The following is a 13,571-nucleotide window of genomic DNA, read 5'->3' as shown; positions in this document are numbered from 1 at the left end:
GAGATGTAGTCATGCCTATCAGCTTTGCTGGCATTCCTGCCAATTGGAGGCTTCCGCTTTTCTGGGCCGAAGTGGACCCGTCGAAAGCTGGAATCTGGACCATTCGCCAACCCGCGCTGCTCGTCGGTATCAAGACCGCTGAAGGCATCGCCGTGCCAGACGTCGCGCTGCCGATCGGAACGCAGGCGCAGGCCGACAAGCAATTCGGTCAGGGCTCGCACCTCGCCAACATGTTCGCGGCGTTCTTCGCCAACAACTTCGCGCACGAGGTCTGGGGGCTCCCGGTCGATGAGCCGACTGCTGGCACCGCCGCGAGCGGCACCGTCACCGTGGCGGTGGACCCGACCGGACACGAGGCGGGCACCATCCACCTCTACATCGGCGGCCACCATGTGCCGATCAACATCGGCGCGAGCGATACGCTCAACGACATCAATGTCGCAATCTCGGCGGCGATCAACGAGGACTTCGATCTGCCGGTGTCTTCGGTGGGCGGCCCGACTGAAGTGACGCTGACGTGCAACTGGACCGGCACCAGCGGCAACGACATCGACATGCGCGACAGCTATTACGGTCGCATCGGCAGCGAGGAACTTCCGACCGGCGTCACCATCACCTATTCCGGCTCGGGCATGTTGTCGGGCGGCGCGGGCGTGCCGGTGTTCGACGATGCGATCACCAATCTCGGCGAACGCACTTTCGAATACGTGGCGATGCCGTTCACCGACTCGACCTCGCTGCTGGCGTGGGAGACCGAGTATGGTTTCTCGGACAGCGGGCGCTGGGGCTGGATGCGGCAATTGTACGGCCATATTTTCTCGATGAAGCGCGCGTCGTACGCCGACATGATCCTGTTCGGCGAGACCCGCAACTCTGGCGTCACCTCGATCATGGGCATCGAGCTGATGGCACCGTCGCCGGTCTACGAGTGGACGGCGGCATACGCTGCGAAGGCCGCACGCGGCTTGACCAACGACCCGGCACGTCCGCTGCAGACGCTGGCGCTGAACGGCATTCTGGCAGCTCCGCTGCATGAGCGCTTCAACCGCATGGAGCTGAACGCAATCGCGGGCTACGGCATTGCGACGCAGGAGATGGGCAGCGAAGGCGTGCCGATGATCCTTCGCGAGACCACGACGTATCAGCTTAATTTGTACGGGCAGGGCGATGACGCGTACGAATTGGTGACGACGCTGGCGACGCTCGCGCGCCTGTTGCGCAACCAAAAGCAGGCCATCACGTCGAAATTCCCGAGGCACAAGCTGGCCAACGACGGCACCCGCTTCGGCCCCGGTCAGGCGATCGTCACGCCCGGCATCATCAAGGCCGAGCTGGTCGCCGAGTATCGGCAGGACGAGTACAACGGTCTGGTCGAGGACACCAAGTCGTTCAAGAACAACCTGTTGGTCGAGCGCGATCCGAACAATCCGAACCGCGTCAACGTGCTGTATCCGCCGGACCTCATCAATCAGCTCCGCGTCTTCGCAGTCTTAGCCCAATTTCGTCTCCAGTACGACCGTGGGGTGGACAGCGAAATCACCGCTGGTGGCGTTCGCCTTGCTGCCGGTGGCACCGGCTAGCAACCGAAATTCCGATCCTCTTCCCCGAAATTTCAGGAGTGAACAATGGCCCAGAGATTTGCTGGTATCGCCTACCTCTATGTCGGCTCCAACATGCTCGCGCTGCGCGGCAACTTCACTGTCTCGCCGTCGCCGGTCGAGCGAACCATGATCGCCGGACAGGACGGCGTGCACGGCTATCAGGAGCTGCCGCGTGTGCCCTTCATCGAGGGCGACATCTCGACCACGCGCGGGCTCGCGCTGGAAGACCTTGACGGCGCAACCGATGTCAACGTCGTCGCACAGCTCGCCAACGGTTGGCAGTACAGCCTGATCGGCGCGACGTGCAAGGCAGCCCTTGAAGCCAACGCCCGCGACGGTCAGGTGCGCGTGCGTTGGGAAGGGCTGTGGTGCGAGGAGATGGCGATCGACATGCCGGTCGCGCCGGTCCAGCTGGCCGCGCGATAACAAACAACACCCAAAGGAAAAAACATGAACAAGCCAAACGACCGGGAGGGGTTCGTCAGAAACGCTGAGCCGCTCCCCGAGACACCCGGCCCGATCATCGACATCGACAACGAGCCCGAGCAAATCGAACAGCCGAAGGAAGTCTGGCCGGTCAAGGTCAAGCTGCTGCATCGCGGCGTGCGGTCAGGAGCCGACACCGTGCACGAGCTGAGCTTCCGCGAGCCGACTGGCGGCGACATCAATCGATACGGCAATCCGTGCCACGTCAATCAGGACGGCGACGTCATCATCCTCGAACGCAAGATGACAACGATGATGTCGGCGCTGTCCGGCATCCTGCCGCCGTTCATCGAGGCGATGGACCCTCGCGACTGGAATTCCTGCGCCTACAGGCTGCGCGGTTTTTTTATCCCGGACCCGACAGCTTGGTAGGAGAGGGCGTGCTGGATTGTTATCGGCTGGCCAACTTCTACAAAATCTCGCCGACGACATTCCTCGACATGCCGCTATCCGAGGTTCGCATCCATCTGGAGCGGACCATCGAGCTGTCGCATCAGCTGAGACGCGAAAGGGCAGCGCAGGACGATGGCTGAATTTGAGGAGCTACGCCTTACCGTCAGCCTCGTAGATAACGCATCTGCGGGGCTGTCGCGGCTGCGCTCCGAATTCGGTCAGCTGATCAACACCACCAATCAGATGGCGGCGGGGATCACGGCGTCCACCACTGCCGTCGTCGCTTTCGGCAATGCATCGGCGACCGCCGCGCCACAGGTCCGGGCCGCCAACGTCCAGATGCGCGAGTTGCAGCGCGCCGCTACCGACACCGGGCGGGCGCTCAGCCAGATGGGAATGCTGGCTAAGCAGGGCTTCTCCGGCATGCCGCAAATGGCCATCCTGCTCTGGGACGCTTCGCGCGGCGTCAGCCAGATGGCTCAAGGCATGGCGGCGATCAGCCCCACCGCGCGCGTTGCCACGCTGGCGCTGGGCGGCATCACGCTCGGCGTTGTGGCTGTCGGTGCCGCCGCCATCGCTTACGGCGTTTCGGTTTTCCGAATGGCCAAGGAGATGGACGCGCTCGAAAAGACGTCGAAGACGCTGGGGATCAGCTTCGCCACGCTGAAGGGCGCACAGGATCAGGCCAAGGCGGTGGGCGAGTCCGCAGACACCGTCACCAGAAATTTTCAGGGCATTCAGGCCGCGCAGCTCGATCTATTCAACCGAAATTCGCAGCTGAAGAACAAGCTGCTCACGCAGGGCGTCGGCGAGGAATGGATCAAGGCGTTCTCGACAGCAGAGCCGAGAGAAGCCTTCAACATGATCCGCAGCTTCTCCAAGCGATTGGAAAAGTCGCTGACCGATCAGGGCTGGACCACCAGTGCAGCCGCAGCGATGGCCGCGCAGTTTGCCCAAGAGTTCGGCGTCACGGTCGGCGATCTGCCGGAGCTTAAACCGCTGTCGCCCGAAGCCGCCGCCGACATGGAGCGGGTCAAGGTCCTCAGTGTCGAGGTGATGGAGGTCTGGAACCCGCTGAGCGTGAAGCTGGAGAAAATGGCGCTTGAGGGCTTGCACGAGGAGCTGCCGTATCTCGTTGAAGCCCTGAAGCACACCGACGCGATCATCGAGCAGATCAAGATCGAGATGCGGACAGTCGGGCAGGTCTTCAAGACGATCAAGTGGGTGTTCGACATGATCAACCACCCGATCGATACGCTGACCAAGCTGAGTGAGGATCAGGAGACCAAGGACAAGATTGTAGATTTCCTCGATCCGGCGATACGGCGTCATTTGGCACCCGTGACGCGCAAGCCGGGCGGCGCTCAAAAATTCGCCGACATTGGCCCTTCCGGCGGCGGCGGAGAGCCAGACTGGGCTGGGGGTGGAGGCGGCAGGGATTGGTCGTGGATGCGGCGATCGGAGAACATCGAGGACCGTCGAGACGAGGCTCAGTCTCCGGAAGGATTGCTGGCGGACGCGACCGAAAATGATGTCACCGAGACCGGCAAGCTGACGCAGCAGCTCGCGCGGCTCAACTCATTTTTCGATCGGCAGGAAGCGCAGAGCTTGGGCGGCGGCGGCACCGGAGCTGGTGGCGGCAGCGGTGGTGGCGGCAGCGGGCTCGCGTTGTTCGGCGGCGGTGCGGCATTCTCCGGTGGCGGCGGCAACTACGGCGGAGCCAGTCGAGGTGAGCGCGGCGGAGGCGGCAGCCGCTCTGGTGACAGTGCTGCTCCGGCGGAAACCAGCAGAGCAACCGTGACCGGGGCACAGGACAGCAGCGCTCGATATGGTGACACGCCCATGCGGACGTCGGGCGCGCGCGGCAAGATCAACGACAACGATCTCTACAAGAACCTGTACAACAACGTGCCGAGCGAACTGATCGGCGTCGTACCGAAGGACGGCGCGCGTTTTGGCATCAAGACCGGCTCGCGCGAGGAATGGGCGAAGCTGCAATTCAAGCTGGCGCAGCAGGAGAGTGGCGGCTCGACGACGCCCGCCTCCGAGGCCGGTCACACCGGGACCGCCGGTCTCTATCAGTTTGAGCAGAAAGATTTGGATCGGTGGGGAGGCAAGGGAAAGGTCACCGACCCCAACGCCCAGATCAGGGCGATGAACAATGTTTTCAAAAAGAAGATCATCGAAGACAACGCGATCGGCGGACAGGACAGCTGGCCGGGGCGATCGAACTACGGCGCAGGCGCATACTTCGGGCCGCTTCGCGACGCTGGCGTAAACCGTGGGAGAATCGCGAGGCACGAGGCCGCAGGCGAGCGCGTCGCGGCGGCAAATCGCGCTGAACTCGATCGCGCGTCCACCACGACAGCGAACAATCCATCGGTCACCGGAGGGCTCAAGGCTGAAGTCGATGCCCCGGCTGGCACCAAGGTCGAGGTCAGCGGCACGGGTCCATTCAAGAATACCGAGACGACCAGACGCATCGGCCCAACGGTCGAGCGCGCCGCAGAGCTTGCGAAGGCAAACTGATGGCAGAGTTTGAGGAGCTACGCCTTACAGTCAATCTCGTAGACAGCGCGAGCGTCGGGCTGCAGCGGATACGCAGCGAGATCGGACAGCTGACGCAGTCCGCGCAGACGATGACATCCGGGCTGGCGACGGCGACCACCGGGCTGACCAGCTTTGCTTCCGGCGTGCAGAACGCGCAGCCGAAGATGCGCTCTCTGAACACCGAGATGCGCGAGATGCAGCGGCATGCTGCCGAGACCGGGCGCGCGCTCAGCGCGATGGCGACGGCGGCGAGGGATGGCACCGCCGGATTGCCGCAAATCGCGCTCAGCCTGTACGACGCGGCGGGCGGCGTGAAGGGTCTCGGCGAGGCGATGAAGTCGCTGACCCCGGTGGCACGGATTTCGACGCAGGCATTGATCGGGGTTGGCATCGGCGTCGTGGCGGTCGGCGCGGCAGTTGCCGCCTACGGCATATCGATGTTCAAGCTCGCCAAGGACATGGACCAGCTGAACCGCACGGCACGGACCATGGGCATGAGCTTTGCCGAGCTGAAGAACGCGCAGGATCAGGCGAAGGCGTTCGGCGGATCAGCCGAGATGATGGTCCGGACGTTTCAGGGCGTCCAGCAAGCGCAGCTCGATCTCTACAAGAGCAACTCCGAGCTGAGGCAGAAGCTGGTCAGCAAGGGCGTTGACGCCAACTGGGTCGATGCGCTCGGCGTGATGGACCCGACCGAGTTCACCAACGCCGCCGTGAAATACGCGAAATCGCTGGAGCAGCAATGGCTGGCGTCGGGTGCGATGCCCGCTGTTGCTCGCGCGCAGGCCAACAAGTTTCTTTCCGAGTTCGGCATCGCCATCAACCTGATTGACATGCCGGAGCTGAAGCCGCCGACCGAGGCCGCCAAGCAGGAAGCCGCCAAGCTGGCGAAGCTGTCGAAGGACGTGATGGACATCTGGAATCCGATGACCGTCAAGATGGAAATGATCAAGCTGGAGGCTCTGAAGGCCGGGCTGCCGTTGCTGAAGCAGGCTCTAGAACTCGCTGAAAAGAACATCGACAACATCAAGAGCGGCATCAACGCGATCGGCGCAGAGCTTAAGAGTATCGGGGCGCTGTATGCGGCGATCAAGACGCCGAGCGACTATGAGGGCTGGTGGGCCGACGCGCTGTTCGGCAAGAAGGGCGAGTCCTCGATACGAGATATTCTGGAGTGGATGGCCGCCAAGATGGGGCACGACACCTCAGGTCTGGCCAACACGGCGACGCCGGGAGAGCTGGGCGCGGTCGGCCAAGGCGGCAATCTGCCAGACTTTCAGTCGGGCACGTCAGCTCCGGTGCTGCCGCCGGAATGGCAGGAGCCGTCGCGCCTGCAGCCGGATGAAGTGAAGAAGTCGATCCAAGATCGGTTCAAGCAATTCGGTGCCAACGACAACGTCTCTGGCACGCGCGTCGGATTCATGACGCAGGAGCTGACCGACAAGACCGAAGCCAACACCGGTCAGATGGAGAAGCTGACGGGGCAGCTGGAGAAGCTCAACAACTTCTATGAGCGCATCGAGACCAAGGGCGGCGGCGGGTTCGGTGGCGGCGGCGCGAGCGGCGGCTGGGGCGGCAATTACGATCAGCCAAACCAAGGTGGACCAGCTGGAGGATTTCGCGGTGGTCGGCGCGGCGGCGGTGGTAACGGGGATGGGAGCCCCGCGCCAGCCCCGAGCACCGGGAGTGCTGGCGGCGAAGGCGTTTCGAAGGCTGACGCCGAGAAGATTTTCAGTGGCGGCAAGGTCGATGGCGCTGTCCCCGCGACGACGACGGGAGGAAGCACCGGCTACGCTGGCGTTGGTCGATACAATTTCATGGGAAGCCCGGAAGCTGCGGCGATGGGCATGGGCGATGTTACGCCCGGCAGCGCAGCGGCCCAGCACAAATTCGCGACCGGAATCCCGAAGGGCAAGGGTCCGCAGGAGATCACGGCAAACAAATATGCCGGGCCGGACATGGTCGGATTTCTCAAGGGCCTCGCCGATGCCGGGGCTCCGCTCGGCGATTTTGCTGGTGTCTACGCTAACAGGCAAAAGCGCCACGGTGGCGGCGCGTCGCAGCACGCCTACGGCAACGTCATCGACATCGAGCGTGGCTTCGGCAGCGGGCCTGACAACAGCCCGGCGCTCGCGGCGTGGGCGAAGGCCAACCCCGACAAGTGGCGAGCGCTGAAGGCGCAATACCATCTGCGAAATCTCGCGCCGGAGGATGGCGCGAAAATGCAGGACTGGGGTCATCTCGAATGGACCCCGCTGAGCAAGGCCCCCAAGACAGACGCCGCCAACGTCGGCGGTTATCCCTCGTCGCTGTACGACTCTCGCGGCGGCGGCACCAACACCGGGTTTGCCGCATCGATCGGCAGTCGCGCCGATCTCGATCGCGGCACGCTCAACGACAACACCAAGATCGACGCCAAGGGCAGCGTCAAGGTTCAGGTCGGCGGCAAGACCGCGTCCGAGAAAGCCGCCGACAGCAGCGAGCTGTTCAAGAAGGGGTCGATGACGACCATCGAACAGAACCCGCATACCTCGACCGGCGGCTCCAGCGTTGACGACGTCGCAAAACAGTACATGGCAAACAGGTAGCACATGCCCCCAGTCGTAGTCCCGCCACAACCACAACAACTCTCGCAGCCGGTCGCCTCCGGTCAGGGTCTCAGGCCCGCGCGCGCGACCAAGATCATCGAGCTGCAGTCCGGCATCGCGTGGCGCGGCAAGTGGATGCCCGCGCGATTTCGCAATGCCAAGTTTCACGTTGACAGCGCGGTGCGCGAGTCCGGGCGCAGGATCGTGCCGCACGAATATCCGAAGAAGGAGGTGCCGTACGCAGAAGACATGGGGCGACGCGCGCGCGAGTTCACCATTCGCGGCTACATCGTCGTCTATCCGCGCGACGTCGATGGCGACGATCTGAAGAAGAAGGACTACACCATCGCGCGCGACGCACTGATCGCGGCACTGGAGACCGACGGCCCGTCCGAGCTACAGCTGCCGCTGCTCGGCGTCATGCAAGTGGCGTGCACGCGCTACCGCATCACCGAAGAGAACCGCGCTGGTGGCTACTGCTCTTTCGACATGAGCTTTGTCGAATACGGCAAGGCTCCCGTCAGCGGGTCGCGCATGAGCCCGCCCGGAGTGGAATACGCCGCCACCAAGCTCAATGCGGCTGGGATCGCTCACGCCGAGGCTCAGCTGAAAAAGGCCGCGATGGCATCCACCGTCACGGCCCCTCCGGCGGTAGCAACATGATCCCGACCGCAGACGTTCGCGAAGGCGCGAAGATCGTCTCGCTGGCGGCGGACTTGCTGCTCGCGACGACGAGCGACCAGACCAAGGGGCGTGAGGCGGCAGACCTTCGTCGCGCCTGTGGCGACATCAAAGCGCATGCCGAGGTCTTTATCGTCGAGAACATGATCGCCGCGAAGCTGTCCGACTGCTTCGATCTGGCGCGCACCTCCGGCGCGACGCTGAGCGAGTTCGATTACGTCCGCGAGACTATTCTGGCCGAGGCGACGGAGTCGCTGGTGGCGACGCTGCTGAAGAACTCCAGCATCCGCTTCAGCCTGCAGCAGATGTCGCTGGTGGTCCTGCAGCTGACATTCACCAGCCGAGACGACGTCGTGGCGCTGCGCGGGCGACTCAACATCGCGTTCGATGAGGCCGAGGAGACTGCCGCCGACGAGATGGCGCAGGAAGTCTATTTTGCGCTGGTGTCGCTGCACGCGGCGGTGACCTTTCACATGTACGAGACCGCGCGCCCGCTGCCGCAGATGCTGCGCTACAAATTTGGCACGCCGAGGCCGACGCTGGTGCTGTCGCATCGGCTGTACGACACGGCGGCGCGGGCCGACCAGCTGCGCGAGGAAAACAAGGTCGTGCATCCAGCCTTCGCGCCACGCGAGGGACAGGCGCTGGCGTTCTGAAATGCCAAATCCGCAAGAGGTCGCCCAGCTTATTCTCGGCTCGCTGGTGTTCGAGGACTGGGAGACGGTCTGGGTCCAGCACCGCTGGCAGCAGGCTTGGCCGATGTTCAAGTTTTCCTCGACCGAAGGCGATCTGCCGATGGAGTGGGCAAAGCTCCAGTTCAAGCCCGGCGATCCCTGCGAAATCATGCTCGGCGGCCAGCTTGCTGTCACCGGCATCATCACCAACCGTCAGGTCGCGTACACCTCGACCGAGCACGGCATCCAGCTGTCCGGCGTCGGCAAGCAATGGGGACCGGCGACGTCCAGCGTCCCGATGAGCGACAACAAGAATAATTTCGACAACAAGAACGCCGAGGACGCCATCAGGAAAGCCATCACGCAAGTCGGTGGCCAGCTCAAGGTGATCGGCGAGGTGGACAAGCAAGTGTTCGAGCGGCTGCAGGCTCACCCCGGCGAGCTGACGTGGGACCTTGCGAGCCGGATCGCCAGAATGGGCTGCGCGACAATGGGCACCGACCATCTTGGAAATTTTCTGCTGATCGGAGAGCACGCCTTCCCGGTCACTCAACAGCTGACCGAGGGTGACAACATTCTGAAGATGCAGTGCGTGTTCTCGAACGAGCAGATGTACAACGAGTACGCATTGACCGGCCAGTTTGCCGTCTCGGACGAGAAGACGCAGCGGCAGTCCGCCGAAATGCGCGCCAAGGTCGGCGGCGTGATGGATCAGGCGCTGAGGTATATCGAGATCGTAACGGATCAGCCGGTGAAGTCTCCGGAGCAGCTGCAGCGAAGGGCCAACTACGAGGCGCTGCAGGCCGACGGTACACAGGTCGTCGCCAACGTCACGGTGCAGGGTTGGCTGCGCAACGGCGTCGATCTGTGGCACTGCGGAGACTTGGTCTACATCAAATCACCGATGTGCCCGCTTGATCTCGCGATGAAAATTCAGACCGCGACGTTTGCGCAGGACAGCCGAGCCGGGACCACGACGCTGCTGGAATGCGTGTTGCCGTGGAAACTCGGCCAGAGATCGTACCAAGGCGGCAACGCTCCCGGCGTACCGCAGCCGCCAGCAGAGGCGATGCCAGATTTCCAACCCGGCACGTCGGCTCCGGTGCTGCCGCCCGAATTGCAAGCTAAGGGATAAAAACCATGTACCGGCAATCTCCGCTGAATTCGAGTTTCTTTGCTTACACCAGCGGCGGCACGCGCGCGCTCGTCGATGAGATTAGCGACAACCCGATGATGCAGGAGATGAAGGGCTCGTTCATGCAGGGCGAGGCCCGCGAGAAGATCGAGAGCCCGCAGAACTATGGCTTCACTTCGGTATGCATGCCCGCGAAGAAGGGCAAGGACGGCAAGATCGAGGAGTGCGCCGAGGCCTACATCAATTTCTTGGGCGGCAACCGCAGCTTCCCGGTCGCGGCTGTGATGGATGATCGGCGCTTTCGGCTCAAGGAGCTGAAGCCCGGCGACGTGGCTGTCTTCGACCATCTTCAGCATCAGCTGCACTTCAACAAGGACGGCATGTTCATGACAGGCCGTACCGACAAGAAGCTGAAATTCCAGCTGTTCGATCCGCCACAGGATGATCAGCAGTCCGGCAGCGGCAAGAGCGCGACCACGACCGCGAGCAGCACTGACAGCAGCAGCTCGTCCGGCGGCGGCAATCGCAAGAAGGGTCAGAAGCAGCGCTACGACAAGGAGGGCAAGCAATTCCTTGAGATGACCAAGGACAAGACCAACCTCGTCCACGATCAAACGATTGAACACAAGACCCCGCTGCACAGCTTTCAGCCGGGGTCAGGAGCGGCGGCAAAAGCTGGCGGCCCGCTGGTGCAGATTTTCGGCGACAAGTTCACGGGCGGTCTGGGTCACTTCATGAAGCAAGTCACTGCTGCGCCGCCATCTTCTTCGATGCATCTGACGACCAAGGGCTATGTGGACTCGATTTTCTCGGCGCTTGGAATCCCGATTCCGGCGCTGCCGTCATTGCCGATGCCGCCATTGCCGCCCGGCGTGACGCTGCCACCCGGCATCACACTGCCCACGGCGGAAAAAGTATCGACTGGCTACAAACCGTCGCAGCCAAAATTATTCGAAGTGATGGAAGCGCGACTGGCGGCGCTGGAGCGGCGCGTCGCTGAACTGGAAAGCAAGATCAATGCCTGACATCCGCCTGCTGCAGTCGCCGGAAGCCTTCCCGAAATATCAGATACCGATCGATTGGTCGCTGCTGCAAGACGGCACGCTGGACGATACGCAGGCGCTGGTGACGGCGGTTGTCGTCGCGCTCGGCACCGACCGGCTCGCGTCCGCGACCGACATCTTGCCTGATCCGGACTCGACCGATCGCGCGGGCTGGTGGGGCGACATGGATGCCGAGGAGCTGTTCAACGGCTGGCCGATCGGCACCAAGCTCTGGCTGTTGAAGCGCGCCAAGATCGTCGGGCCGGAAGACCCGGAGGGCGCGACCATCACCCGCGTCGAGCAATACATCAGCGAGGCGCTGCAGCCTTTCGTCACGCACAAGATTTGCACCAGCTACGACGTCGAGGCGTGGCGCGTCGATAAGCAACAGATCGATGCGCTGGTCGTGATCTATCGCGGACCCACGCGACCGGTCGAAATGCGCTTCCAAGTCCTGTGGAATGAATACGACATCGAGAGGGCCTGACGAATGCCTTGGTCAACGCCAACGCTCAAGGAGGTGCGCGGCCTCGTCCGGGACAACATCCGGGCGTCGTTGCCGGGCGCTGACGCCAGCGTTCCGAATTCGGTCTTGCGCGTGCTCTCTGACGCGCAGGGCGGCCTGTGCCATCTGACGCTGCAGTATATCGACTGGCTGTCGTTGCAGCTGTTGCCCGACACCGCCGAAGGCGAATGGCTCGATCGCCACGGCGCGATCTGGCTGGTCAATTCCGACGGTACCATCGGGCGCAAGCAGGCGACCTTCGCCGAGGGCTGGGCCGACTTCAATGGAGACGGCACCAACGCGACGGTCCCGATGGGGACGCAGCTGGTGGGCGTGCAGAACGTCAGCTACGAGACCACCGAAGAGATTGTGGTTGGCACCTTGCCGACGCCAGCCAATGTGCGCGCTCTCGACTCCGGGATCATCGGCAACCTCGAACCGGGCACCCGGCTCGGGCTGATGAGCGACATCCCCGGCGTCACCTCTGTGGTCTCCGGTCTGATCACGGGTGGCGTCGATACCGAGAGCGACGACGATCTGCGCAAGCGCATCCTGCACCGAATTCAAAACCCGCCGATGGGCGGCGCACAGGCCGACTACGTCACATGGGCGCTCGCGGTGCCGGGCGTCACACGCGCGTGGGCCGCGCCAGAGCAGGGCATCGGCACCATCACGGTGCGCTTCCTGATGGACGTGCTGCGCGCCGCCGACGATGGCTGGCCCTATCCGACCGACGTCATCGCGGTGAAGGACTACATCGACCTGATGCGCCCGGTCACCGTCAAGGACTCTTACGTGGTCGCGCCGATCAAGCAGTTCATCGACGTCACCGTGATGAATCTGGTGCCGGACACCGCACAGGGCGCGGTCGAGGAAAGCATCCGCGACATGCTGTTCGAGAAGGCGGCACCGGGCCAGACGATTTACGCGGCGTGGATCAGTTACGCGATCATGAACGCGCCGACCGTGCAGTCATTCCAGATGACGCTGCCGACCGAGGACTACGTGATGCCGTCGCTCGGGCACATGGCGGTGCTCGGCACGCTGCTATTTGAGGAGACCACCGCGTTTCAGGAAGCTGAATCGCCATGAGCGATAGGCATCTTCGCCGTCTCGGTCAGGACTACGGCACGGCGCTGATGAGCCTGCTCCCGCAGGGGCAGGCGTGGCCGAAGCGTCCGGGCACCACGCTCGACCTCGCCGTTCGCGGCATCGCCGAATACTGGGGCTTCGTTGACAGCCGCGCCGCCGATCTGCTCGAACGCGAGAGTGACCCGCGCTACACCATCGAGCTGTTGCCGGACTGGGAGCGCAACTGGGGCCTGCCTGATCCGTGTTACGAGGCACCGCAGTCGATCGCCGAACGCCAGCTCGCGCTGATCATGCGGATGACGCTGGAGGGCTCGCAATCGCGCGCGTTCTTCATCGAAGTCGCGGCGATGATCGGCTACACGATCACGATCACCGAATATCGCACCTTCGTCGTCGGCATCGATCGCGTCGGTGACGCGCGCGTCTACGGAGCCGCAGGCGCTCCCGATCCGATCATGCGCAATGATTGGGGCAACCCGATCATGGACGAGAACGGCGACGACTACGTCAAGGAAGGCGAGCTGTCGGAGTGGCCCTACTACGGGCTCGGGCCTGCAGAGAACCGCCTCTATTGGACCGTGCATGTTCACGAGGCGAAGCTGATCTGGTTTCGCTGCGCGTCAGGCCAGTGCGGCGTCGATCCGCATCTGCGCATCGGTCTCGCCGACGATCTGGAATGCCTGCTGAATCGCTGGAAGCCAGCGCACACGCAAATCATCTTTGACTATTCGAATCTGGAAACCGGCGGCGACATGGCCGGGACGCCCTAACTAACCACCAACCGAATTTTTTGGCCTGACATCTCGGCGGCATCGGCTGCCTT

Annotated in this window: 13 protein-coding genes; all 13 read left to right on the top strand. The window is 63.1% G+C overall.

What is annotated here, in order from left to right; genetic code table 11:
* Nucleotides 1–11: 11 nt before the first annotated feature.
* Genes KIP88_RS02745 through KIP88_RS02685 form a run of 13 tightly spaced genes read left to right on the top strand, consistent with a single transcriptional unit; the run spans nucleotide 12 to nucleotide 13,518 of the window.
* Nucleotides 12–1,580: a phage tail sheath C-terminal domain-containing protein gene (locus KIP88_RS02745; protein WP_214486299.1), complete on the top strand. Its 1,569-nt coding sequence runs from the start codon at nucleotides 12–14 to the stop codon at nucleotides 1,578–1,580.
* 45 nt (nucleotides 1,581–1,625) lie between these two features.
* Nucleotides 1,626–2,027, top strand: coding sequence for a phage tail tube protein (locus KIP88_RS02740; protein WP_214486298.1), 402 nt, complete (start codon nucleotides 1,626–1,628; stop codon nucleotides 2,025–2,027).
* A gap of 24 nt (nucleotides 2,028–2,051) precedes the next feature.
* On the top strand, nucleotides 2,052–2,459 hold the full coding sequence (locus tag KIP88_RS02735) for a phage tail assembly protein (protein ID WP_214486297.1): 408 nt from the start codon (nucleotides 2,052–2,054) through the stop codon (nucleotides 2,457–2,459).
* Nucleotides 2,460–2,467: 8 nt separating this feature from the next.
* Nucleotides 2,468–2,620 (top strand): hypothetical protein, encoded by a 153-nt coding sequence (locus KIP88_RS02730; protein ID WP_214486296.1) that lies wholly within the window; start codon nucleotides 2,468–2,470, stop codon nucleotides 2,618–2,620.
* Nucleotides 2,613–5,009: a hypothetical protein gene (locus KIP88_RS02725; RefSeq protein ID WP_214486295.1), complete on the top strand. Its 2,397-nt coding sequence runs from the start codon at nucleotides 2,613–2,615 to the stop codon at nucleotides 5,007–5,009. Before KIP88_RS02730 ends, KIP88_RS02725 begins: the two co-directional genes overlap by 8 nt.
* Nucleotides 5,009–7,618 carry a hypothetical protein gene (locus tag KIP88_RS02720; protein WP_214486294.1) on the top strand — a complete coding sequence of 870 codons (2,610 nt, stop codon included), beginning with the start codon at nucleotides 5,009–5,011 and terminating at the stop codon, nucleotides 7,616–7,618. The genes KIP88_RS02725 and KIP88_RS02720 overlap by 1 nt, the downstream gene beginning before the upstream one ends.
* A 3-nt stretch (nucleotides 7,619–7,621) precedes the next feature.
* A complete protein-coding gene (locus KIP88_RS02715; RefSeq protein ID WP_214486293.1) occupies nucleotides 7,622–8,281 on the top strand; it encodes a DNA circularization N-terminal domain-containing protein in 660 nt (219 codons plus the stop codon).
* Entirely contained in the window at nucleotides 8,278–8,955 is a 678-nt protein-coding gene (locus KIP88_RS02710) for a hypothetical protein (RefSeq protein ID WP_214486292.1), read from the top strand. Before KIP88_RS02715 ends, KIP88_RS02710 begins: the two co-directional genes overlap by 4 nt.
* 1 nt (nucleotide 8,956) lies before the next feature.
* Nucleotides 8,957–10,108, top strand: coding sequence for a phage baseplate assembly protein (locus KIP88_RS02705; protein ID WP_214486291.1), 1,152 nt, complete (start codon nucleotides 8,957–8,959; stop codon nucleotides 10,106–10,108).
* A 5-nt stretch (nucleotides 10,109–10,113) separates the two neighbouring features.
* Complete coding sequence (locus KIP88_RS02700) at nucleotides 10,114–11,133, top strand: phage baseplate assembly protein (protein ID WP_214486290.1); 1,020 nt, start codon at nucleotides 10,114–10,116, stop codon at nucleotides 11,131–11,133.
* Nucleotides 11,126–11,638 (top strand): phage GP46 family protein, encoded by a 513-nt coding sequence (locus KIP88_RS02695; RefSeq protein ID WP_214486289.1) that lies wholly within the window; start codon nucleotides 11,126–11,128, stop codon nucleotides 11,636–11,638. Before KIP88_RS02700 ends, KIP88_RS02695 begins: the two co-directional genes overlap by 8 nt.
* Before the next feature lie 3 nt (nucleotides 11,639–11,641).
* Nucleotides 11,642–12,748, top strand: a complete 1,107-nt coding sequence (locus tag KIP88_RS02690; protein ID WP_214486288.1) for a baseplate J/gp47 family protein — start codon at nucleotides 11,642–11,644, stop codon at nucleotides 12,746–12,748.
* A complete protein-coding gene (locus tag KIP88_RS02685; protein ID WP_214486287.1) occupies nucleotides 12,745–13,518 on the top strand; it encodes a YmfQ family protein in 774 nt (257 codons plus the stop codon). The genes KIP88_RS02690 and KIP88_RS02685 overlap by 4 nt, the downstream gene beginning before the upstream one ends.
* Nucleotides 13,519–13,571 lie beyond the last annotated feature (53 nt).

The sequence above is a fragment of the Bradyrhizobium sp. SRL28 genome, from assembly GCF_018596315.1.
Lineage (GTDB): Bacteria > Pseudomonadota > Alphaproteobacteria > Rhizobiales > Xanthobacteraceae > Bradyrhizobium.
This window is presented reverse-complemented; position numbering and strand designations above follow the sequence as displayed.